20 protein-coding genes are annotated in these 22,546 nt (G+C 72.7%); 11 read left to right on the top strand and 9 right to left on the bottom strand.

Going from position 1 to position 22,546, the window contains the following annotated elements:
* Positions 1-123: 123 nt before the first annotated feature.
* The gene (locus ACFYZQ_RS28785) at positions 124-1,620 is read right to left on the bottom strand and encodes a bifunctional phosphatase PAP2/diacylglycerol kinase family protein (RefSeq protein ID WP_389153683.1); all 1,497 of its coding nucleotides are present in this window, start codon (positions 1,618-1,620) and stop codon (positions 124-126) included.
* 79 nt (positions 1,621-1,699) lie between these two features.
* On the opposite strand from ACFYZQ_RS28785, the gene ACFYZQ_RS28780 reads away from it, so the two are divergent.
* Both ACFYZQ_RS28780 and ACFYZQ_RS28775 read left to right on the top strand, forming a co-directional pair.
* On the top strand, positions 1,700-2,356 hold the full coding sequence (locus ACFYZQ_RS28780; protein ID WP_389153681.1) for a histidine phosphatase family protein: 657 nt from the start codon (positions 1,700-1,702) through the stop codon (positions 2,354-2,356).
* 42 nt (positions 2,357-2,398) lie between these two features.
* Positions 2,399-4,018, top strand: a complete 1,620-nt coding sequence (locus ACFYZQ_RS28775) for an ABC-F family ATP-binding cassette domain-containing protein (RefSeq protein ID WP_389153679.1) — start codon at positions 2,399-2,401, stop codon at positions 4,016-4,018.
* Between the two features lie 35 nt (positions 4,019-4,053).
* Here ACFYZQ_RS28775 and ACFYZQ_RS28770 read toward each other — a convergent pair whose 3' ends face one another.
* Positions 4,054-5,172: a Vms1/Ankzf1 family peptidyl-tRNA hydrolase gene (locus ACFYZQ_RS28770; protein WP_389153677.1), complete on the bottom strand. Its 1,119-nt coding sequence runs from the start codon at positions 5,170-5,172 to the stop codon at positions 4,054-4,056.
* Positions 5,173-5,230: 58 nt separating this feature from the next.
* On the opposite strand from ACFYZQ_RS28770, the gene ACFYZQ_RS28765 reads away from it, so the two are divergent.
* On the top strand, positions 5,231-5,518 hold the full coding sequence (locus ACFYZQ_RS28765; protein WP_389153674.1) for a DUF6158 family protein: 288 nt from the start codon (positions 5,231-5,233) through the stop codon (positions 5,516-5,518).
* A 71-nt stretch (positions 5,519-5,589) separates the two neighbouring features.
* Here the strand turns inward: ACFYZQ_RS28765 and ACFYZQ_RS28760 are convergent, their stop codons facing one another.
* From ACFYZQ_RS28760 to ACFYZQ_RS28740, 5 genes are all read right to left on the bottom strand, one after another.
* Positions 5,590-7,695 (bottom strand): catalase, encoded by a 2,106-nt coding sequence (locus ACFYZQ_RS28760; protein ID WP_389153672.1) that lies wholly within the window; start codon positions 7,693-7,695, stop codon positions 5,590-5,592.
* On the bottom strand, positions 7,695-8,237 hold the full coding sequence (locus ACFYZQ_RS28755) for a type 1 glutamine amidotransferase domain-containing protein (protein WP_389153669.1): 543 nt from the start codon (positions 8,235-8,237) through the stop codon (positions 7,695-7,697). The genes ACFYZQ_RS28760 and ACFYZQ_RS28755 overlap by 1 nt, the downstream gene beginning before the upstream one ends.
* Positions 8,238-8,275: 38 nt before the next feature.
* Positions 8,276-8,932, bottom strand: a complete 657-nt coding sequence (locus ACFYZQ_RS28750; protein ID WP_389153666.1) for a diguanylate cyclase — start codon at positions 8,930-8,932, stop codon at positions 8,276-8,278.
* Positions 8,929-9,306, bottom strand: coding sequence for a DUF2795 domain-containing protein (locus ACFYZQ_RS28745; protein ID WP_389153663.1), 378 nt, complete (start codon positions 9,304-9,306; stop codon positions 8,929-8,931). The genes ACFYZQ_RS28750 and ACFYZQ_RS28745 overlap by 4 nt, the downstream gene beginning before the upstream one ends.
* Before the next feature lie 121 nt (positions 9,307-9,427).
* Positions 9,428-11,236: a thiamine pyrophosphate-requiring protein gene (locus ACFYZQ_RS28740; RefSeq protein ID WP_389153659.1), complete on the bottom strand. Its 1,809-nt coding sequence runs from the start codon at positions 11,234-11,236 to the stop codon at positions 9,428-9,430.
* 280 nt (positions 11,237-11,516) lie between these two features.
* Between ACFYZQ_RS28740 and ACFYZQ_RS28735 the strand changes: the two genes are divergently transcribed.
* From ACFYZQ_RS28735 to ACFYZQ_RS28720, 4 genes are all read left to right on the top strand, one after another.
* Complete coding sequence (locus tag ACFYZQ_RS28735) at positions 11,517-12,311, top strand: RNA polymerase sigma factor SigF (protein WP_389153656.1); 795 nt, start codon at positions 11,517-11,519, stop codon at positions 12,309-12,311.
* A gap of 162 nt (positions 12,312-12,473) precedes the next feature.
* Positions 12,474-13,364: a hypothetical protein gene (locus tag ACFYZQ_RS28730; protein ID WP_389153654.1), complete on the top strand. Its 891-nt coding sequence runs from the start codon at positions 12,474-12,476 to the stop codon at positions 13,362-13,364.
* Between the two features lie 33 nt (positions 13,365-13,397).
* A complete protein-coding gene (locus ACFYZQ_RS28725; protein WP_389153651.1) occupies positions 13,398-14,726 on the top strand; it encodes an aminotransferase class I/II-fold pyridoxal phosphate-dependent enzyme in 1,329 nt (442 codons plus the stop codon).
* Positions 14,723-15,832 carry an MBL fold metallo-hydrolase gene (locus tag ACFYZQ_RS28720; RefSeq protein WP_389153648.1) on the top strand — a complete coding sequence of 370 codons (1,110 nt, stop codon included), beginning with the start codon at positions 14,723-14,725 and terminating at the stop codon, positions 15,830-15,832. The genes ACFYZQ_RS28725 and ACFYZQ_RS28720 overlap by 4 nt, the downstream gene beginning before the upstream one ends.
* A gap of 21 nt (positions 15,833-15,853) precedes the next feature.
* Here ACFYZQ_RS28720 and ACFYZQ_RS28715 read toward each other — a convergent pair whose 3' ends face one another.
* The gene (locus ACFYZQ_RS28715) at positions 15,854-16,480 is read right to left on the bottom strand and encodes a DedA family protein (protein ID WP_389153645.1); all 627 of its coding nucleotides are present in this window, start codon (positions 16,478-16,480) and stop codon (positions 15,854-15,856) included.
* Positions 16,477-17,250 carry an MBL fold metallo-hydrolase gene (locus ACFYZQ_RS28710; RefSeq protein ID WP_389153642.1) on the bottom strand — a complete coding sequence of 258 codons (774 nt, stop codon included), beginning with the start codon at positions 17,248-17,250 and terminating at the stop codon, positions 16,477-16,479. Before ACFYZQ_RS28710 ends, ACFYZQ_RS28715 begins: the two co-directional genes overlap by 4 nt.
* 84 nt (positions 17,251-17,334) lie before the next feature.
* Between ACFYZQ_RS28710 and ACFYZQ_RS28705 the strand changes: the two genes are divergently transcribed.
* From ACFYZQ_RS28705 to dnaK, 4 genes are all read left to right on the top strand, one after another.
* A complete protein-coding gene (locus tag ACFYZQ_RS28705; RefSeq protein WP_389153640.1) occupies positions 17,335-17,766 on the top strand; it encodes a hypothetical protein in 432 nt (143 codons plus the stop codon).
* 99 nt (positions 17,767-17,865) lie between these two features.
* Positions 17,866-20,019: a phage holin family protein gene (locus tag ACFYZQ_RS28700; protein WP_389153637.1), complete on the top strand. Its 2,154-nt coding sequence runs from the start codon at positions 17,866-17,868 to the stop codon at positions 20,017-20,019.
* A 40-nt stretch (positions 20,020-20,059) separates the two neighbouring features.
* On the top strand, positions 20,060-20,485 hold the full coding sequence (locus ACFYZQ_RS28695; RefSeq protein WP_389153634.1) for an OsmC family protein: 426 nt from the start codon (positions 20,060-20,062) through the stop codon (positions 20,483-20,485).
* A 153-nt stretch (positions 20,486-20,638) separates the two neighbouring features.
* Positions 20,639-22,510 carry a molecular chaperone DnaK gene (gene dnaK / locus ACFYZQ_RS28690; RefSeq protein WP_389153631.1) on the top strand — a complete coding sequence of 624 codons (1,872 nt, stop codon included), beginning with the start codon at positions 20,639-20,641 and terminating at the stop codon, positions 22,508-22,510.
* The last annotated feature ends 36 nt before the right edge of the window (positions 22,511-22,546 follow it).

Below are 22,546 nucleotides of genomic sequence, written 5' to 3'. Positions count from 1 at the left end.
CCCCATTCGGTCGTCGGTGAGCACCACCGTACGCGTCTCGGCCGAATGATGAGACTCTATATCTCGTTATGTGGACAACCCGTGCCGGCAGCCGGTGCGGACAGACCTGCGCGGACAGGCGGTTCATCGTGTCTGCGGGAGCGGGCGGTAGACCGTCAGCGCCTCGGGCAGCTTCTCCAGCGTCACCTCGCCCGACACCTCCGTGACCTCACCGTCGTACGCCAGCGGTGTGCCGGGCTCCACCCCGGCCAGACGCAGCCGGCCCACCTGCACCGCCGCGTGCGCCGGGGAACGGGTCAGCGGTCCCGCCGCGGCCGCCGCGAGCAGACGCAGCGCCGGCCTGCGGCTGCCGTGCACCACGCGGACGTCCAGCAGCCCGTCCGCCAGGTCGGCACGGCGGCCCGGCGCCAGCCCCATGCGGTGGTAGATCCCGTTGCCCACGAACAGCAGCCACAGCGGGCGGGTCTCGCCGCCGACCTCGACCGCCAGCGGGTGCCGGTCGGCACGCAGCACGCGCAACGCGCCGAGCACCCCGGCGGACCAGCCGCCGATCCGGCCCGACCAGCGCTCCCGCTCGCGCACCAGTTCCGGATACACACCCAGACTGAGCGTGTTGAGGAAGACGCCCTCACGGTCAGCGGCGCTGAACCGGCCGACGTCCACCCGCACGCCCTCTCCGCGCTCGACGGCCCCGGCAAGGTCCCGCGCGTCCTCCACGCCGATGTCCAGGGCGAAGTGGTTGAGCGTCCCGCCGGGCAGCACCGCGAGGGGGAGGCCGTGGCGCAGGGCGATCCCGGCGGCGGCGTTCACCGTGCCGTCGCCGCCGCACACCCCGAGCACCCTGGCCCGCGCCGCCGCCTTCTCCAGCTCGGTGCGCACCTCGTCCGGCGCGCACTCGACGACCTCCGCCCTCGGCAGGGCGTCGCGCAGCGCGCGCACCCGGTCGGAGGTCCCCGAGGCCGTGTTGGCGACGACCACCAGACCGTCGCCCTCCTCCAGTGCCGGCACCTCGGCACGCGGCCGGGCCGGTGGACTGGCCTGCGCCCGGGTCGGCACCAGACCCCGGACCGCGTACGCGGCGCCCACGCCGAGAGCGGCGCCCGCCAGGACGTCGCTGGGGAAGTGCACGCCGGTGTACACGCGGGACATGGCGACGGAGAACGCCACCGGGGCCACCACCGCCCCCCAGCCCGGCGACTCCAGGGCGACACCGGCCGCGAAGGCGGCCGCCGACGCGGAGTGGCCGGAAGGGAAGGAGGTGGTGATCGGCTGCCGCTTCAGCCGCCGCGCCAGCGGCACCGGGTCCAGCACCGGACGCGGGCGGCGCACCGAGCGCTTGCCGAGGGTGTTGATGGTCAGGGAGGCCAGGCTCAGCGATGCCAGGCCCCGGACGGCGGCCCTGCGGGCGCGTGGGGTGCGGACGGCGGCCATGGCGGCGGCGGTCGCGAACCACAGCACCCCGTGGTTGGCGCTGCGGCTCAGCCGCGGCAGCACCCGCTCGGCGCCGGGCCAGCTCCGCTCGGCGGCCACCTCGAACAGTCGGCAGTCGAGGCCGAGCAGCTTGTCGCGCAGGGCGTGCGGGCCGGGCCGGGGGACGGTGAGGTCGACGTCTGGGCTCATGTGGGTGCGGATACCCTGAAGTGCCCGTTTCTTGTCGGCGGACATCTGTCCGACGCTGTCCGTGGTGGAAGGACCCCGCATGCGCCTGCTCCTCGTCCGGCACGGTCAGACCCCGTCCAACGTCGACTTCCTGCTGGACACCGCCGTGCCCGGCCCGGGCCTGACCGAGCTCGGCGAGCGGCAGGCCGCCGCCCTCCCGGCGGCCCTCGCCGGCGAGGACATCGAGGCCCTGTACGCGTCCACTCTCGTCCGCACCCAGCTCACGGCGGCCCCGCTGGCCGCCGCCCGGGGCCTCGAGGTGACCGTCCGGGACGGCATACGCGAGGTTGCGGCGGGGGATCTGGAGATGCTGCCCGGCGACTCGGGCCCGGGCGAGCTGTACATGCGCACGGTGTTCGCCTGGGCGGCAGGGGACACCGCGCTGCGCATGCCCGGCGGGGAGAGCGGCAGTGAGGCGCTGGCCCGGTACGACGCCGTCGTCGCCGAGGCCGCCGAAAGCGGTGCCGGCACCGTCGCCCTGGTCAGCCACGGCGCGGCCATCCGCATGTGGACCGCCGCCCGCGCCGACAACGTCGACGTGGCTTTCGCCGCCGCCCGGCCCCTCGACAACACCGGGGTGGTGGCGCTGGAGGGCTCCCCGGCCGACGGCTGGAAGGCACTCACCTGGCAGGGCACGGTCGTGGCCCCGGCGGGGGAGAGCGGACCGGCCGGGCGGCCGGTCGACGCGGCCGGATAAGCGTTTGCCCCCGGTCCCGGGTGCCCCGGAGAATGCCTCCCCATGGGACACCTGGAAGCCGCGCACCTCGAGTACCACCTCCCCGACGGGAGGACCCTGCTCGGTGACGTGTCCTTCCGGGTCGGCGAAGGCGCCGTCGTCGCCCTGGTCGGCCCCAACGGTGCCGGCAAGACCACCCTGCTCCGTCTGATCGCCGGCGAGCTCAAGCCGCACGGCGGCACGGTCACCGTCAGCGGCGGGCTCGGCGTGATGCGGCAGTTCGTGGGGTCCGTACGGGACGAGACGACCGTACGGGACCTGCTCGTCTCCGTCGCACCACCCCGTGTCCGCGAGGCCGCGCGAGCCGTCGACAAGGCCGAGCACGCCGTCATGACCGTCGACGACGAGGCCGCCCAGATGGCGTACGCGCAGGCGCTCGCGGACTGGGCCGAAGCGCGCGGCTACGAGGCGGAGACACTGTGGGACATGTGCACCACGGCCGCGCTCGGCGTCCCCTACGAACGGGCGCAGTGGCGGCAGGTGCGCACCCTCTCCGGCGGCGAGCAGAAGCGACTGGTACTGGAGGCGCTGCTGCGCGGCACCGACGAGGTGCTGCTGCTGGACGAGCCGGACAACTACCTCGACGTGCCCGGCAAGCGCTGGCTGGAGGAGCGCCTCGGGGAGACCCGCAAGACGGTCCTGTTCGTCTCCCACGACCGTGAACTGCTCTCGCGCGCCGCCGACAAGATCGTCTCCGTGGAACCCGGGCCCGCCGGCGCGGACGCCTGGGTGCACGGCGGCGGCTTCGCCACCTACCACGAGGCCCGCCGGGAACGCTTCGCCCGCTTCGAGGAGCTGCGCCGCCGTTGGGACGAGAAGCACGCCCAGCTCAAGAAGCTCGTGCTCAGTCTCCGCCAGGCGGCCTCCGTCAGCCACGAGATGGCCTCCCGCTACCAGGCGGCCCAGACCAGGCTGCGCAAGTTCGAGGAGGCCGGACCGCCGCCCGAGCCGCCGCGCGAGCAGGACATCAGGATGCGCCTCAAGGGCGGCCGCACCGGCGTACGGGCCGTCACCTGCGAAGGCCTCGAACTGACCGGCTTGATGAAACCGTTCGACCTGGAGGTCTTCTACGGCGAGCGGGTCGCCGTCCTCGGCTCCAACGGCTCGGGCAAGTCGCACTTCCTGCGCCTGCTGGCCGGGGACGACGTCGCGCACACGGGGGAGTGGAGGCTCGGGGCACGGGTCGTGCCCGGGCACTTCGCGCAGACGCACGCGCACCCGGAGCTGGAGGGCCGCACCCTGCTCGACATCCTGTGGAAGGAGCACTCCCAGGACCGCGGCGCGGCCATGTCACGGCTGCGCCGCTACGAGCTCACCCAGCAGGCCGAGCAGCCCTTCGACCGGCTCTCCGGCGGCCAGCAGGCCCGTTTCCAGATCCTGCTGCTGGAACTGGCCGGCGCCACCGCCCTGCTGCTGGACGAACCGACCGACAACCTCGACCTGGAGTCCGCCGAAGCCCTCCAGGAGGGCCTGGAGGCCTTCGACGGCACGGTCCTCGCGGTCACCCACGACCGCTGGTTCGCCCGTTCCTTCGACCGCTTCCTCGTCTTCGGCAGCGACGGCCGGGTGCGCGAGACGGCCGAGCCGGTGTGGGACGAGCGCAGGGTGGAGCGGGCCCGGTAGTCGCACCGGACCCGCTCCGCACGCTCTTCCGCCCGTCACTTCCAGCGCAGCAGCGCGCCCAGGCCGCCCGCCGGAGTGTCGTCACCGGTGCCTTCCAGCACCGGTGCCAGGGACAGCGCGGCGGCGTCCGTCACCACGGCGGAGCGCAGCAGCGCGTCATCGGCACGTGCCGACCAGGAGTTCTGCTCACCGAGGACCTGCAGCTCCGTCCTGCGCACCGCCACCTGGTCCGGGTCCTCCCCTATCCACACCTCGCGGTGCAGGTCGGGCCCGTCCGGCCGCAGCAGCAGCTCCTGAAGACGGTGCTCCCGGGCGGCCTCCACCAGCGCGGGCACGCCCTCGGCGGCGCCGGCGCGGCCCTCGTCGTCCGGGGTGCGCGAGGCCCGGAACCGGTCCAGCTCCGCCGCGACCCGGGAGCGCACCCGCTCGGCGCGCACCTGCTCCACCTCGGTGTCCAGCAGCCTGCTGCCGGTGCCGTGCGAGGCCTCCACGACGCGTTCCTCCAGCCGCTTGGGCAGCCGGTCGTGCACCTCGCGCCGCTCCCGGTCGTCACCGACCAGGATCAGCAGGTCCGCCCGTGTCTCGTCCTGGCAGACGGCGAGCGCGTCGGCGATCTCCGCCGCGTTGTGCTCCCAGGTGTTCTCCACCTTCAGCTGGAAGTGCCGCTCCGACCAGTCGGCACTGCTGGTCCGGTGGATCGGATGCTGCCGGCCGACGACCGCGCCCGCCTTCTGCCGGCCCAGCGCGCTGCGCAGCTCGAAGTCGGCGCCGCGCCGGTCGATGTACGCCACGATCGCCACCGGATCCTCACCGGCCAGGTCCAGCAGCGGGGCCACCCGCGGCAGCGGTGCCCACACGGCGAGGCTGCCCTGCGGCGGGGGCGCCGCCAGCAGTGGGTCGAGCACGACCTCGCCGGATCGCGCGAACACGGCCCTGCCGTGCGGGTCGGGGGAGTGACGCAGCGCCTCGATCGCCTCCTCCACCGCCCGGCACGTGGCGTCGTCCGCGCCCTGCTCCTTGAGGTCCCGCGCCGTCGCCTGGGCGGTCAGGTGCAGCTCGTGCGGCGTGTCCTCCGCGTGCTGGGAGGTGTCGACGTACACGGAGGCCCAGGGGCCGGACTGTTCGTACAGTGGGTTGAGAAAGGCGAGATCCATTGATTCCCTCCCGGATGCCGCTCGGGGGTAGTGCGTCCGGGGCGGGTACCCGTACCGCATGAACGCACACGACGAGCGGGACATCACGATGACCGGAGTCGACCCCAGCCGCCTGGACGACCAGCAGCTCATGAAAGAGCTCGAGACGATCCACCGCACGCGCCACGACACGCTGCTGTACGCCTCCAACGACGCGCTGCGGGCCCACAACGAGCGCATGGCCCAGCTGGAGGGCGAGTACCTGCGCCGCAACCCGCGCCGACTGGTGGCCGCGGGCCGCACCCGGGAAGGGGCCAGGGAGCGCAGCTGCGCGGAGTCGGCCTCGCCCGACGGCTCCGGGACATGACGATGCGGGGCTCCCCGGGAAGGGGAGCCCCGCGAAACGGCACTGGTCTCGGCAGCTCTCAGCGGCGCGTCTCAGCAACGCAGTGGCGGCCGGCCCCAGTGCCGGTGCCCCGCGATCGCGGACACGAACGCCCGGACGAAGTCCGTGTGCGCGGCCCCCGGCGCGGTGTCCGTGACCACGCCCCGGTCGCTGATCATGTGGTGGAACTCCGTCGACAGCCTCAGGCCCTCCGGTTCCAGCGCCGAGAGGATCCCGACCCCCGAACCCAGCGCCCCGATGGGCTTGCCGTGCCGGTACGCGGAGCGCACGAAGCGCATGGCGTCCGGATCGCCGGTGATCGCGGGGGTGCCGGTGGGGCCGCCGGGAAGCAGGACGGCGTCATACAGCACAGAGGCGACCGTGGGCAGTGCGCGGTCGACCGTATACGATCGCCCGTCGACCCCCGTCACCGGTTCCTCCGTCGCCGCCAGCGCCTCGACGATCGCCCCCTCGGCCGCCAGCGCCTCCCGCACGGACCCCAGCTGCTCGGCGTCCACACCATCGGTGACCAGCACCGCGACCTGCCGGGTCCGGATGGAGCCGGCACCGCGCAGCGATTCGAGGCTCAGCGCGGGCGAGACCTGCTTGACCGTCGCCGCCTGAGCGGCCGACGGCTCGGGCACCCCGACGCCGCGCGCCACCTGCGCCGCCAGCTCGCCGTCCACTTGGGCGAGCTGCTCGACCGTCCGCGCCCGCACGGCCCGTGCGTCGACCTTGCCCAGCTCGAACCGGAAGGCCGCCACGATGTGCTGCTTCTCCCAGTCGGCCATGCTGTGCCAGAACAGCGCGGCCTGGCTGTAGTGGTCCTGGAAGCTGGGGCTGCGGCGGCGGATCTTCGCCCCGTCCACCCGCTCCGTGTAGTGCGTGAACGCCGAACCGCCCGCCCCGGCGTGCGCAGGGCAGCCGCCGCCGAGGGAGTTCGGGAAATAGTTCGTACCCCGGTGGACGGTGCCCTGGTGGTAGCCGTCCCGATGGTTGTTGCGCACCGGTGCCACCGGCCGGTTCACCGGGATCTGGGTGAAGTTGGGGCCGCCCAGCCGGATCAGCTGCGTGTCCAGGTAGGAGAAGTTCCTCGCCTGCAGCAGCGGGTCGTTGGTGAAGTCGATGCCGGGCACGACGTTGGCCGTGTGGAAGGCGACCTGTTCGGTCTCCGCGAAGAAGTTCTCCGGGTTGCGGTTCAGCACCATCCGGCCGATCGGCCGGACCGGCACCTGCTCCTCCGGGATGAGCTTCGTGGCGTCCAGCAGATCGAAGTCGAACGCGAACTCGTCCTCCTCGGGCACCAGTTGGACACCGAGCTCCCATTCCGGGTACTCGCCGGCCTCGATCGCCTGCCACAGGTCCCGCCGGTTGAAGTCCGGGTCACGGCCCTGGCACTCCTGCGCCTCGTCCCAGACCAGTGAGTGCACGCCCGGCTTCGGCGTCCAGTGGAACTTCACGAACGTCCCACGCCCCTCGGCGTCGACGAACCGGAAGGTGTGCACGCCGAAGCCCTGCATCATCCGGTAGCTGCGCGGGATCGCCCGGTCCGACATCAGCCACATGATCGCGTGCAGGGTCTCCGGCTGCAGCGATACGAAGTCCCACAGGGTGTCGTGCGCGGACGCCCCCGTGGGGATGTCGTTGTGCGGCTCGGGCTTGACCGCGTGCACGAAGTCCGGGAACTTGATGCCGTCCTGGATGAAGAAGACCGGGAAGTTGTTCCCCACCAGGTCGTAGTTGCCCTCGGACGTGTAGAACTTCGTGGCGAAGCCCCGCACGTCCCGCACCGTGTCCGCCGACCCCTTCGGTCCCTGCACGGTGGAGAACCGCACGAACACCGGCGTCCGCACGGACGGGTCCTGCAGGAACGCCGCCCGGGTGAACTCCGCGCAGGACTCGTACGGTTCGAAGTATCCGTACGCGCCCGCGCCGCGCGCGTGCACCACCCGTTCCGGGATCCGCTCGTGGTCGAAGTGGGTGAGCTTCTCCCGGAAGTGGAAGTCCTCCATCAGGGTCGGCCCGCGCTCGCCGGCCGTCAGCGAGTCGTCGGTGTGGTCGACGTCCACGCCCTGGTCGGTGGTGAGCGGACCCTCCGCGGGGTCGTCGGCGTAGTGCCTCTCGCGCTGTTGCTGTTTCCGGTCGGCCGGGACGCCCATCAACCGGCCTCTCCCGCGAACACATGCACGAACGCGTCGCAGAACGCCTTCAGGTCGTCCGGCTTGCGACTGGTGATGAGCTGGTTGGAACCGGCGTCACAGATCTTCACCTCTTCGTCCACCCAGGTGCCGCCCGCGTTGCGGATGTCCGTCCGCAGGCTGGGCCACGAGGTCAGCGTCCGGCCGCGTAGGACGTCCGCCTCGACCAGCGTCCACGGAGCGTGGCAGATAGCGGCGACCGGACGACTCTGGTCGAAGAAGTCCTTCACGAACGCGACGGCCTTCTCGTCCATCCTGAGGAAGTCCGGATTAGCCACCCCGCCGGGCAGGACCAGCGCCCCGAACGAGCCGGCCGACGTCTCGCCCACCACCTCGTCCACGGGGAACGTGTCCGCCTTGTCCAGATGGTTAAAGGCCTGAATCCTTCCGGATTTCGTCGACACCAGCACCGGCTCGTGGCCGGCGTCCGAGGCCGCCTTCCACGGCTCGGTCAGCTCGACCTGCTCGACCCCCTCGGGAGCCACCAGAAACGCGATGCGCATGATGCTCAGCATCCTTTCCGTATACGCAACTGCAACGTCTATTGTTCGTCCGTCGCGCGCCACCGGGCTTGGTCGTCCCGGCCACGCTTCTTCCTCGTCCTGGCCGCCCGCCGGCAGCGCAGTAGCTCCTCGCCGTACGGCAGGAGCACGCACGCGCCGATGGCGGCGCCGATCGCCGCCAGATAACCGGGCGACAGCGGCCGCCGGCGGGGCACCAGACGCCACGCGTCCGGATCGCCCCGCCCGCCGCGCAGCAACGACCGCACCTGGTCGGCGTGCAGGCACATCAGCGCGCTCAGCCCGGCGAACGGCAACGACTCCAGGAAGCTGTGGATGTGCTGCTCGAGCGGCTTCACCTCCCGGTCGCTGTCCACCGCCGTGCGCACGTCCCACAGCGCCGTCGCCTCGTGCACCGCCGCCGCCCCGAGCTGCACCGTCAGCAGCAGCGGGTTGACCTCGTACCGCAGGGTCAGCGCCATGGGCAGGCCCACCTCGGCCATCATCAGGGAGTGGATCAGGGACTCCTTGGTCCCGGCCGTCTCCTCGATACGGGTGCGCCGGTGCATGGCCCAGTCGGCCAGGCCCGGCACGAACCAGCCCGGCAGCAGCCCGTAGAGGAGGTACCGGGTGGTGGCGTCACCGACGTCGACGGTGACGCCCGTGGCCGCGATCTCCGCGGCCTGGTCCCGGCTCACCCGCGGCCCACCAGCACCTCGGCCAGCTCCTGCACCGTGCCGTAGCGGTCCTGGTGCGGTAGCCGGGCCACCGCCTCGATCAGGGCGTCCGGCGCGTTCTTGCGACGCAGGGCCCGGGCCAGGTCGGCCGGTCCCGCCGGGAACGCGTTGCGCCCGAGATTGCGGGCCAGCTCGAACCGGACCGTCTCCAGCGTGGCCCCGGAGCGTCCCGGCGCGACCGGGCCGCCCCAGACCTCGGGGTCGTCCTCGGCGGTCGGCTCCGGGTCGTGCCATTCCTCCGTGCGCGTGGGGTGCCCGGACCGGAGCAGGCCCTGGAGCTCGTGCTTCATCTCGTCGTCCCGGTGGACGCTCAGCCGGTCACTGCCTCGCTGCATGTCTCCCTCCAGATCTTCAGGGTCCGCACCGCGTACCCGGCGACCGCACGCCGACACGGGATCAAGGGGGTGAAAACCCGCCGGAAAACGCAGCCCGCGCCCACAGCCGGCCGTGCCCGGTCTAATCCCGGTCGTGCCCCGGCAGGAACTCCTGCACCTTCGCCTTGAGGCCCTGCTTGATCATGGACCCGCGGTCCGCGTCGCCCTTGAGGATCGATGCGGCCGTCGCCTCCATCTGCTCCCAGCTGGCGTGCGGCGGGATCGGCGGGACCGCCGGGTCGGTGAGGAACTCCACCACCGCGGGCCCGTCGGCCTCCAGCGCCGCGCGCCAGCCCGCCTCCACGTCCTCCGGCTTCTCCACCCGGATCCCGGTCAGCCCCAGGGAACGGGCGAACGCCGCGTACTGCACGTCCGGCAGCGACTGAGAGGGCAGGAAGGACGGAGCGCCCTCCATCGCCCGCATCTCCCAGGTGACCTGGTTGAGGTCCTGGTTGTTCCACACCGCGAACACCAGCCGCGGATCCGACCACCGGTCCCGGTACTTCGCCGCGGTGATCACCTCGGCCAGCCCGTTCATCTGCATCGCACCGTCACCGACCAGCGCGAACACCGGCCGGTCCGGATGCGCGAACTTGGCGCCGATCGCGTACGGCACCCCGGCGCCCATCGTCGCCAGCGTCCCGGACAGCGAGCCGCGCATGCCCGGCCGCATGGTGATGTGCCGCGCGTACCAGTTGGCCACCGAACCGGAGTCGGAGGTGATGATCGCGTTCTGCGGCAGCAACGGATCCAGCGCCTTGGCCACGAACTCCGGGTTGATCGGGTCGGCCGACTGGTGCGCCCGGCGTTCCATCGTCTCGTGCCAGCGCCGCACGTTCGCGCGGATCGTGTCGAACCACTCCCGGTCCGTCGGGCGCCCATCGCGGTCGGCCCGCAGCAGCGTGATCAGCCGGCGCAGGGTCGCCTTCGAGTCGCCGACGAGGTTCACCTCGTACGGGTAGCGCATCCCTACCATGTGCGGATCGATGTCGATCTGCACACCCCTGGCCTTGCCGAACTCCGGCATGAACTGCGTGTACGGGAACGAGGAGCCGATGGTCAGCAGCGTGTCGCAGTCACGCATCAGCTCGTACGACGGGCGCGTGCCCAGCAGGCCGATGGAACCGGTCACGTACGGCAGTTCGTCGCTGAGCACGTCCTTGCCGAGCAGTGCCTTGGCGACGCCCGCGCCGAGCAGCTCAGCGATCTCCTGCACCTCCTCGACCGCACCGGCGGCGCCCTGGCCGATCAGGATGGCCGGCTTGTCACCGGCGTTAAGGATCTCCACGGCCTTCCGCAGCGCGTCGTCCGTCGGGGTGGCGGTCGACTCGCTCATCCCCAGGCTGGAGGGGACCATCTTGAACTCGTGCGTGGGCGCCGAGTAGTCCAGTTCCTGCACATCACCGGGGATGATGACGGCCGTGGGGCAGCGGCGGGCGTACGCGGTGCGGATCGCCCGGTCGAGTACGTTCGGGAGCTGCTCGGGAACGGTCACCGTCTCCACGAACTCGGAGGCGACGTCCTTGAACAGTGTGTGGAGGTCGACCTCCTGCTGGTAGGAGCCGCCCATCGCGGTCCGGTGCGTCTGTCCGACGATCGCCAGCACCGGCACATGGTCCAGCTTGGCGTCGTACAGGCCGTTGAGCAGGTGGATCGCTCCCGGGCCCGAGGTCGCCGCGCACACCCCGAGCCGACCGGAGAACTTCGCGTAGCCCACTGCCTGGAAGGCGGACATCTCCTCGTGCCGGGACTGGATGAACCGCGGCTGGTCGTCGGCCCGTCCCCAGGCCGCGAGCAGGCCGTTGATGCCGTCGCCGGGATAGCCGAAGACCTGCTCCACACCCCATTCGCGTAGCCGCGCGAGGATGTGGTCGGCAACCTTGGTGCTCATGGAGACAACCTCCTGGTGGTGAGGAAGCGGACGATCCGGTCAGCGGTATCCGAGTCACCCCGGGGGCAGTCGGAAAACCTGTGCGGACCCCCGCGGGCCCGCCGGGAAAAAGGGGTGTTTGCTCCCGGGGCCCGGGGGCAGGCGCACGAGAACAGTGCTTCGGACAGGAGGCACAACTCCGTGGGAGCGGCGAATCGTCGCCACGGGGGCGCCTGTCCGGACCGGATGCGCTCCCACGGTGACCGTCGAACCCAGCACTCCAGGGGAGTTGCGACGCACCATGCCGAACCGAGCGCGCACGAAGCACCACCCCCACGACGACGCCCCCGACACCGCGGACGCCTTCCGCCGACTCGCCGCCCTCCCGCCCTGCGCCGAGCGCGACGCCCTGCGCGACGAGATCGTCGAGGCCTGGCTGCCCATGGCCGAACGGCTCGCCGGACGCTTCCGCAACCGCGGCGAGAGCTACGAGGACCTGCGGCAGGTGGCCTCCCTCGGCCTGGTCAAGGCCGTCGACCGGTACGATCCCGAGCTCGGCAACGCCTTCGAGAGCTACGCCGTACCGACCGTCACCGGCGAGATCAAGCGGCACTTCCGCGACCACATGTGGACCCTGCACGTGCCCCGCCGCGTCCAGGACCTGCGCAACCGGGTCCGGTTCGCCTGTCAGGACCTCTCCCAGACGATCGTGGGCCGCCGGCCCACCGTCGCGGAGATCGCCCGGCACGCGAACATGAGCGAGGACGACGTCCGCGCCGGACTGGAGGCGCTGGAGAGCTTCACCGCACTGTCCCTGGACGCGGAGATACCGGGCAGCGACGACGGCTACTCGCTCAGCGACGCGCTCGGCGCCCCCGACCCCGCGCTCGACACCGTCGTCGACCGCGAGGCCGTCAAGCTCCGGCTGGCCGCCCTGCCCGAGCGCGAGCGGGCCATCCTCTACATGCGGTTCTTCGACGACATGACCCAGAGCCGGATCGCCGAGCAGATGGGCATCTCGCAGATGCACGTCTCCCGGCTGATCAGCCGCTGCTGCGAACGGCTGCGCGAGCAGGTGATGAGGGACGTGGCATAGCCCCGCGGCAAACCCGGCCGGCCGCCGGATCACCCGATAGGCCCCCGGGTGTCCCGCCAATGGGCTTCGGCCGCGCGCGGCGCGCGGTACGGCGGGCTGTGATGGCAGAGGACGGCGCACAGTCCGCGCCCGTCGCAGCCGTCGCCCCGAGGAGCCCGCCCCATGCGCCGCACCACACGCGCCCTGGCCGTCGCCGCTCTGACCGCCGCCGCGTTCGCCACCGCCCCTCAGGCGCACGCGAAGCCCGCCGCACAGAGCGGCCCGGGCCCTGCCCGGACCGGCGGCACCGTCACGGTCTCCGCGTCCTGCGACACGGTCGTCGGCGCCGTACCCGGCCCCGTCGACGCCTCGCCCCCGGCCCTGGACGAGACGGCCGCGGGCGGCGCCTGCACCGCGGACCGCGGCGGCAAGGACGAGGGCGCGTGGGACGAGGCCGGAGGGGGATGCGCCGGGCTCCAGCCCTGCGACAGCGCCAAGCCGCCGGAACCCGCGAGCCCCGACTGCACGGGGGCGCAGCCGTGCGCGGGCGGGACCATCCCCGGCGTCCCGGACGACGGCGGGAAGACCAAGGGCGGCTCGGACAGCGGGAAGTCCGACGGCGGCCTGGGTGAGAGCGGGAAGACCGAGGGCGGCTCGAGCGGCAGGGGGAACACTCCGGGCGGCGGGGACGACACCGGGAAGACCGAGGGCGGCTCGAGCGGCAGGGGGGACACTCGTGGCAGCGGAGACGGGACCGGAAAGACCGACGGTGGATGGGACGGCAGCGGGCAGACCGACGGTGGTTGGGACGGCAGCGGGCAGACCGACGGGGGCTGGGAGGCCGGCGGGCAGACCGATGGCGGCTGGGACGCCGGCGGCCACGACTGCGCCGAGCCCGCCGGCGACCCCTCCTGCGCCCCGCCCACCATCGGGCACGGAGTGAACGCGGGGGAGGGCGGCGCCTTCGCCGGATCCCTGCCCGCCCTGGTCGCCGGCGCGGTGCTGAGCGCGGCATCGGGCGTGGGCGCGTTGTACCGGATGCGCCGGCGCACCTCCGGGTACCCGGGGCTCTGAACAGACGGCGACACGGACTGCGCGGAGGCGGACATGCAACGGACGGACCCGGAACACAACGGCTCCGCCCGTCCCGGCCCCCACGACCACCGCCCGGCCCGCCCGGGCCACCCGCGCCCCGCGGACGGCCCCGAAGGCCACGGTCCCGTCCGCTACGGCCCGGCCCTGCCCGGCGACGGACTGCCCGTCCTGCCCGAACTCGCCGCGGTGCTCGCCGCCGCCGCGAGCCACGCGGAGCCCCGGCCCGTCGGCGGCGGTCCGGCGCTGCTGGAGGCGGCGAGCGGATACTGGACGCGGCGCGGCCTGCCCACCCAGCCCCATCAGGTCGTGGCCGGCCCCGGTGCCCCGCCGCTGCTGCTCGCGCTGACCGCCGCGCAGGGCGGCGACGTCCTGGTGCCCCGCCCCTGCGCCGCCTGGTGGGCCCCGTACGCACGCCTGTTGGGCAGACCCGCCTTCCACGTCGCCACGCCCGCCGAATCCGGCGGCGTCCCCGACCCGTACGCGCTGCTGGAGACCGTACGCCGCGTCCGCGCCGAAGGCGGCGATCCGCGACTGCTCGTGCTCTCCGTCGCCGACGACCCGACCGCCACCGTCGCACCGCCCGAACTGCTCCACGAGACCCTCGAGGCCGCCGCCGGCGAGGGACTGCACCTGGTCAGCGACGAGACCTGGCGCGACACCCTGCACGCCCCGCACGAGACGGTGCTGATCGGCCCGGCCGAGATGGTGCCCGACCACGTCACCGTCGTCACCGATCTCGCCGGCTCCCTGCTGCCGCCCGGCTGGCCCGCCGCCGTCGCCCGCCTCCCCGCCACGGACGCCGGGGAAGCGCTCCACGCGCGCGTGCTCGACGTCCTCACCGCGCTGGGCGCGAGCGTCGCCGGGCCCGTCGCGGCCGCCGCCGGGTACGCGCTGGACGAACCCGAGCCCGTCACCGCACGCCGCGACGCCACCATACGGCTGCACGCGCGCATGGCCGCGGCCGCGCACGCCGCAGTCACCGCAGCCGGCGCGCTGGCCCGGCCGCCACAGGTGGGCCGGCACCTGTACGCCGACCTCGAACCGCTGCGCACCGCGCTCGGCGCCCACGGCGTCGGCGACGCGCAGGAACTGGAGGACTTCCTCACCGCCCGGCTCGGCATGCCCGCGCCCGGCGGCCACCGTTTCGGCGACGACCTGGCGGCGCTGCGCGTGCGGCTAGCCACCGGTCCACTGCTGGGCGGCACGGACGAGGAACGCACGGAATGCCTCACCTCACCCACACCGTTGGAACTGCCACACGTGCAACGCGCTTTGATCTCCTTGCGGTCGGTCTTCGACGATCTCCGCGACGACGCTCAGCGATGGGAGCCTCCTCGATGACGCAGCAGTCCGAGTCGACCACCACCCAGACCACCCCGGAAGCCGACATTCCGGAAGCCGACATCCTGGAAGCCGACATCCTGGAAGCCCACGACCCGACGGCCACGTCATCCCCCGCGCCCCCCGGCCTCCCGCTCACGGAACCCCGCCCCCTCGGCGAGACGAGAGTGTGGCCGCGGACCTTCCACCACCGGCTGACCGCCCCGCTGCCCGGCCTGAAGGCCATGGCCCGCTTCGCCCGTGAAGGCGCCGTACGCCCCGGCCGCGAGGGACTCGCCGACATCCCCCGGCTGCCCTACGCCCCCGGCCCGCTGCCCCGCGTGGACGCCCGCACCATCGCCGTCACCTGGGCGGGGCACGCCAGTTGGGTGGTGCGCATCGGCGGGCTGACCGTCCTGACCGACCCGGTCTGGTCCCGCCGCATCCTCGGCACCCCCGCCCGCATCACGCCCGTGGGCGTCGACTGGGACGAGCTGCCGCGCGTCGACGCGGTCGTCATCAGCCACAACCACTACGACCACCTGGACGCCCCGACCCTGCGCCGACTCCCGCGCGAGACCCCGGTGTTCGTGCCCGCGGGCCTCGGCCGCTGGTTCCGGCGCCGCAAGTTCACCGCCATCACCGAACTGGACTGGTGGGAGGCGGCCGAACTGTCGGGTGTCCGCTTCGACTTCGTGCCCGCCCACCACTGGTCCAAGCGCACCCTCACCGACACGTGCCACAGCCTGTGGGGCGGCTGGGTCCTCACCGCCCCCGACGGACAGCGCGTCTACTTCGCCGGCGACACCGGGTACGGCCACTGGTTCTCCCGCATCGGCCGCCGCTACCCCGGCATCGACCTCGCCCTGCTGCCCATCGGCGCCTACGACCCGCGCTGGTGGCTCAGCGACGTCCACTGCGACCCGGAGGAGGCCGTGCAGGCCGCCCTGGACCTGGGTGCGCGCCGTATGGCGCCCATGCACTGGGGCACGTTCGTCCTGTCGGCGGAGCCGGTCCTGGAACCGCTCACCCGCGTCCGCGCGGCCTGGGAGAAGGCGGGCCTGGACCGGGAGGACCTGTGGGACCTGCCGGTGGGGGGCTCACGGATACTGCCCCAGGGCCTCTGAACCCCCACTCCGTCAAGGCCCCTAGGCCTTGACGGCCCGGCGGGCCCTTCGCCAGACGCTCGGTGCGGCGCTGACCAGCACGGTCAGCGCCACCGCCGCCACCACGCCCTCCCAGGGGCGGGGGAACAACGACCCGCCGAGGATCCCGATCACCTGATACGTCGCCGCCCACGCCAGGCACGCGGGCAGGTTGCCCCGCGCGAACCGTCCGAGCGGCCACTCGGCCATCAGACAGGCCAGCATCACCGGGATCCGTCCCGCCGGCACCAGCCGCGACAGGACCAGCACCGCCACGTTGTGCTCGGCGAGCTTCTCCTGCGCCTGCGCCAGCCGGTCCTCCGGCGCCCGCGCCCGGATCGCCCCGAGCCACCGCGACCCGTTCTTCGATCCCATACCGCGCCGCCCCAGCCAGTACAGCGCCGCGTCCCCGAGGAACGCCGCCAGCGACGCCGTCACGAACACCAGCGCCAGCGAGAACGGCGCGGTCTGGTGGACCGCCACCACAGCCGCCGAACTCACCAGCGCCCCGGTCGGAATCACCGGCAGCAGTGCCCCGAGCAGCACCAGCAGGAACAGCGACGGATATCCGATCGCCCGCTGGGTGGATTCGGTGGGCAGCACCGACACCACGGCGGCCAGCCGTATCACCGGGCGACCTCCAGGCGCACGCTCTCCCCGTGCCCGAGCCGGTGCACCGCCACCTCCGGCGCGTGCACCGCCGCCAGCCGCACGAACTCCTCGCCCGGCGCGTGGAACTCGTGCGGGCGGACCGCGTCCATGCCGATCGGCCAGTACGTCCCGTAGTGCACCGGCACCGCACTGCGCGGCGCCAGCCGGCCCAGCGCCCGCGCCGCCCGCCCCGCGTCCAGATGCCCCTCCCCGAGGTACGGGCCCCAGCCGCCCACCGGCAGCAGCGCGACGTCCGCCGGCCCGACCTCCTCGGCCATCGACTCGAACAGCCCCGTGTCCCCGGCGAAGTACGTCCGCGCCTCGCCCTCGACGACGTACCCGAGCGCGGGGGAGCGCTGCGGGCCCACCGGCAGCCGCCGCCCGTCGTGCCGCGCGCTCACCGCCCGTACCACCAGCGGCCCCACCTCCACACGGTCACCGGGCACCACCTCGGTGACCCGCAGCCCGGCGAGCCGGCGCAGCCCCGGCACAGCCCGGGGCGCACCCCGGGGCACGAGCAGGCGCGTGCCCGGCGCGAGCCGCGCCAGCGAGGGCAGATGCAGATGGTCCGCGTGCAGATGCGACACCAGCACCACATCCGCGTGCCAGGCCCCGGGCGGGGGAAGCGCGCCCCTGCGCCGGCGCAGATGCGCGAGCCGGCGAGCGAACAGGGGATCGGTCAGCACCCGTGTGTTCGAGTCCTCGACCGTGCAGGTGGCGTGACCCCACCAGGTGATCTCCACCGGCACCTCTTTGCCTCCTTCGCGCGACTCCCCCGAAGCCTACGGGCAGGAGTAGGGTCGGCGGCGAAACCCGGAGGTGAGGGGGACGCCATGGGACAGGTACGGGGTGCCTCCGGCAGGGCCGCGCTGGTAAGGGTGACCGCGATCGCCAGTCTGACTCCTCTGGAGGAGCTGGAGATCGACCCGTTCCTCGTGGACTCCCGCAGCCAGCACGCCATGTGCGCCCGCTGGGCCGCCGAGCACGGCTACGTCGTCGCCCGCGAACTCCTCGTACGACGGCTGCGTCCCGACCACAGCGCGCTGTGGGACGGCGTCCGCCCCGGACTCGACGTGTTCGTCGCCCCCAGCCGCCGCGTCCTGGAGTCCGCGCTGTCCTCCGTCGAGGAGTTCGCCGCGGAGTGCGCACGGCGCGGAGTACGGGTGGAGACCGTCGGACGGGCCGAACCCCGCTACGACGCACAGATGAAGGCGCGTGTCCACCGCAGACTCTCCATGCCCACCGCCGGATACGACGGCCGGTAGCCACGGCCGGCCTCCGTCGTCATGCCGCCCGTGTGACAGGGTGGGGGCCGTCAACGCCCGCGGTGGCCGCGGGCCGGGGACGTCGAAAGGGTACGGGGCGTGCGTGGCGGGCGGTGGCGGCGGATCGCCGGTCAGATCGGACGGAGCATCGCGGTGTGGGCGGTCTCCACCCTCACCATGCTCATCCTCGCCGGCCTCCTGCCCGACTTCCACCTGCAGTCGTCCGGCAGCGACAGTGCCACCACGATCGCCGTCACCGCCGCCCTCGGCGCCGGCGCCTTCGGCGTCCTCTCGGCCGTCGTGTGGCCCCTCCTCGTCCGGCTGCTGCTCCTCGTGCCCGCCCTCGTCCTCGGCCTGCTGGTGTTCTTCCTCAACGGCTCGCTGCTGCTGCTCGCTCTGCGGATCAACCCCTCCGGCGACAGCGAGGCCGCACCCGAGACCGCCGTCATCGTCGCCGCCGTGATGTCCGCCGTCGCCTCCGCCACAGGCGCCGCCCTCACGGTCCGCGACGACGACGCCTACCGGCGCAGGCTCTCCCGGCTCGCCCTGCGCCGCCGCAGATCCCGCCCCCGCTGCCCTCAGACGCCCGGCACCGTCTTCGTCCAGCTCGACGGGGTCGGCCACGACATACTCCGCGACGCCGTCGCCAAGGGGGTCATGCCCACCATCGGCCGCTGGCTGGCCGCGGGCGACGGTGAACGGCCCACGCACCGGGTCACCCCCTGGCGCACCGACTGGTCCAGCCAGACCGGCGCCAGCCAGCTCGGCATCCTGCACGGCAGCACCTTCGACATCCCCGCCTTCCGCTGGTACGAGAAGGACAGGGGCGAGGTGATGGTGTGCAATCGCCCGACGAGCGCCGTCGAACTGCAGCGCCGCGCCATATCGCATACAGGCGACGGCGGACTGCTCACCGACGACGGAGCGAGCCGCGGCAACCTCTTCAGCGGCGGCGCCGGCGAACAGGCCCTCGTCCTGTCCATAGCCGCCCGTCGCCGTGGCCGCGAGAACCGCTCCCGGGCCGGTTACTTCGCCTACTTCTCCGACCCCGCCAACGCCGTCCGCACCGCCCTGTCCTTCATCGCCGACGTCGGCCGTGAGATAGGCGAGTCGACCCGCGCCCGGATACGAAGACAGCGCCCGCGCGTGGGACGCGGCGGCCTCTACCCGTTCATCCGGGCCTTCGCGACCGTCGTCGAACGGGACGTCGTCGTCGCCGCCGTCATGGGCGACATGCTCGCCGGCCGCACCGCCGTCTACGCCGACCTGGTCGCCTACGACGAGGTCGCCCACCACTCCGGGCCGCGCAGCCGGGACGCCGAGAAGGTGCTGGCCCGGCTGGACCGGTCCCTCGCCCTGATCGCGAACGTCGCCGAGCACGCCCCACGCCCCTACCGGATCGTCGTCCTGTCCGACCACGGACAGAGCCCCGGCGAGACCTTCCGCGCCCGCTACGGCCTCACCCTCGCCGACCTCGTCCGCGCCGGCTGCGGCCTGCCCGTCCCGCGCAAGGCCGAACGCACCCACAGCGGAGCCGAGGCCCGCGCCGCCGTACGCGCCGCCCTGCGCCGCCCGGACGAGACCCGCGGTGAACGGCACAGACCCGCGCCCCACTCGGAGCCGATCGTGCTCGCCTCCGGCAACCTCGGCCTGATCTCGTTCCCGGACGTCCACCACCGCATGACCAAGGAGGAGATCGACGCCCGCCACCCCGCTCTCCTCGCCACCCTCGCCAACCACCCCGGCATCGGCTTCCTGCTGGTGCGCAGCGACCGGCACGACGGCGTGGTGCTCGGCCCGTACGGCGCCGAGATCCCCCTCGACCGGCTCGACGACGAACCCGGCCCGCTCGCCGCCTTCGGGCCCGGCGCAGCCGACGCCGTCCGCCGCACCCACTCCTTCCCGCACGCCGCCGACATCATGGTCAACTCCTTCCACGACCCCGCCGACGGTGAAGTCCTGGCCTTCGAGGAGCAGATCGGCTCCCACGGCGGCCTCGGCGGCCCCCAGGCCCACCCCTTCCTGCTGTCCCCCCTCACCCTGTCGCCGCCCGTCGACGACGGAGCGGAACTCACCGGGGCCGAGCAGGTGCACCACGTCCTGCGCCGCTGGCTGCGCGAGCCGGGCGAACCGGAGACACCGGCCGACGACGCCGAGGCCGTGACGGGCCGGGACACGAAGCGCCGTCTGGGCGCCCCCCGCCGTTCACCGCGGGTGAACCGGGTACTGCGGGTGCCACGGGCCGGAATGTGATCGGATGGGAACGACGGAACCACCCGCGAAAGGACACACCGTGGCAACCACGCGCACCGCACACACCGTCTGGGAGGGCAACCTGCTCGAGGGCAACGGCGTCGTCACGTTCGACTCCTCCGGCATCGGCGAGCAGCCGGTGTCGTGGCCGTCGCGCGCCGAGCAGGCGAACGGCAAGACCAGCCCCGAAGAGCTGATCGCCGCCGCCCACTCCAGCTGCTTCTCGATGGCGCTGTCGCACGGCCTGGCCGGCGCCGGTACCCCGCCCACCAAGCTCACCACCTCGGCCGACGTCACCTTCCAGCCGGGCGAGGGCATCACGGGCATCCACCTGACCGTCGAGGGCACCGTCCCCGGTCTCGACAACGACGCCTTCGTCGCCGCCGCCGAGGACGCCAAGAAGAACTGCCCCGTCAGTCAGGCCCTCGCCGGCACCACCATCACCCTGTCGGCGAAACTCGCCTGACCTGCCGCGCCCGGACCGGTGCCGCGCCCTTCGACCAAGGGCGCGGCACCGTCTTTTCCGGTCCCAGGGGCTACCCGGGATTGACAACGGCCCACCCGGGTTCTGTGCTGGGAGTGCGGCGGGCACCGGCACCCTGGCGGAAGGGGACGACAGATGGCACGCGCGGTCGGGATCGATCTGGGAACCACCAACTCGGTGGTGGCCGTCCTCGAAGGGGGCGAGCCCACTGTCGTCGCCAACGCCGAGGGGGCGCGGACCACCCCGTCGGTCGTCGCCTTCGCCAAGAACGGCGAGGTACTGGTCGGCGAGGTCGCCAAACGGCAGGCCGTCACCAACGTCGAGCGCACCGCCCGCTCCGTGAAACGGCACATGGGCGACGCGCAGTGGCGCTTCCCCGAACAGGGCTCCGTCGACGGCACCCGCTACCGGGCCCAGGAGCTGTCGGCGCGTGTGCTGCAGAAACTGAAGCGGGACGCGGAGGCCTACCTCGGCGAGGACGTCACCGACGCGGTGATCACCGTACCGGCGTACTTCGACGACGCCCAGCGCCAGGCCACCAAGGAGGCCGGCGAGATCGCGGGCCTGAAGGTCCTCAGGATCATCAACGAGCCGACGGCCGCCGCCCTCGCCTACGGCCTCGACCGGGGCGAGGAGCAGACCGTCCTCGTCTTCGACCTCGGCGGCGGCACCTTCGATGTCTCCCTCCTGGAGATCGGCGACGGCGTCATCGAGGTGAAGGCCACCAACGGCGACACCCACCTCGGCGGCGACGACTGGGACCAGCGGATCCTCGAGCACCTCGCGAGCCGCTTCAAGGGGCAGTACGGCATCGACCTCACCGGCGACAAGATGGCCGTGCAGCGACTGCGCGAAGCCGCCGAGAAGGCCAAGATCGAGCTGTCGTCGTCGTCCGAGACCAGCATCAACCTGCCCTACATCACCGCCTCCGCGCAGGGCCCGATGCACCTCGAGGAGAAACTGACCCGGGCCCAGTTCCAGGAACTCACCGCCGACCTGCTCGACCGGTGCAAGACCCCCTTCCACCAGGCGGTCCGGGACGCGGGCGTCCAGCTCTCCGCCATCGACCACGTCATCCTCGTCGGCGGCTCCACCCGCATGCCCGCGGTCACCGACCTCGTCAAGGAGCTCACCGGCAAGGACCCGCACAAGGGCGTCAACCCGGACGAGGTGGTCGCGGTCGGCGCCGCCCTCCAGGCAGGCGTCATCCGCGGCGACGTCAAGGACGTCCTCCTCCTCGACGTCACCCCGCTGTCCCTGGGCATCGAGACCAAGGGCGGCATCATGACCAAGCTGATCGAACGCAACACCACGATCCCCACCCGCCGCTCGGAGATCTTCACCACCGCCGCCGACAACCAGCCCTCGGTCGGCATCCAGGTCTACCAGGGGGAACGCGAGATCGCCGCCTACAACAAGAAGCTCGGCGTCTTCGACCTCACCGGCCTGCCACCCGCCCCGCGCGGCGTCCCGCAGATCGAGGTCGCGTTCGACATCGACGCCAACGGGATCATGCACGTCTCCGCCAAGGACCTCGCGACCGGCCGCGAACAGAAGATGACCGTCACCGGCGGCTCGGCCCTGCCCAAGGACGACATCGACCGCATGATGCGGGAGGCCGAACAGTACGCCGAGGAGGACCGGGGGCGCCGTGAGGCCGCCGAGACCCGCAACCAGGCCGAGCAACTCGTCTACCAGACCGAGAAGTTCCTCCGCGACAACGGCGACAGGATCCCGGCCGACACCAGGACCGAAGTCGAGTCGGCGTGCACGGAGGTCAAGAGCCTGCTGGAACAGAACGCCGAGACCGGTGCCCTGCGCACCGGCGTCGAGAAACTCGCCACCGTCAGCCAGAAAATGGGCCAGGCGATGTACGCCCAGGCCCAGCAGACCCCCACGGACACCGCCGGGCAGCACACCACACCCCGGGACGGCGAGGGCGACGACGGCGTGGTCGACGCGGAGATCGTCGACGACGACAAGGACACCAAGGGCGGAGCGGCCTAGCCTCACGGCCGCTCCGGCCCGAACCGGACCTCACGG

Origin of the sequence: Streptomyces sp. NPDC001843 (assembly GCF_042891955.1) — a bacterium.
Taxonomy (GTDB): Bacteria; Actinomycetota; Actinomycetes; order Streptomycetales; family Streptomycetaceae; genus Streptomyces.
This window is presented reverse-complemented; position numbering and strand designations above follow the sequence as displayed.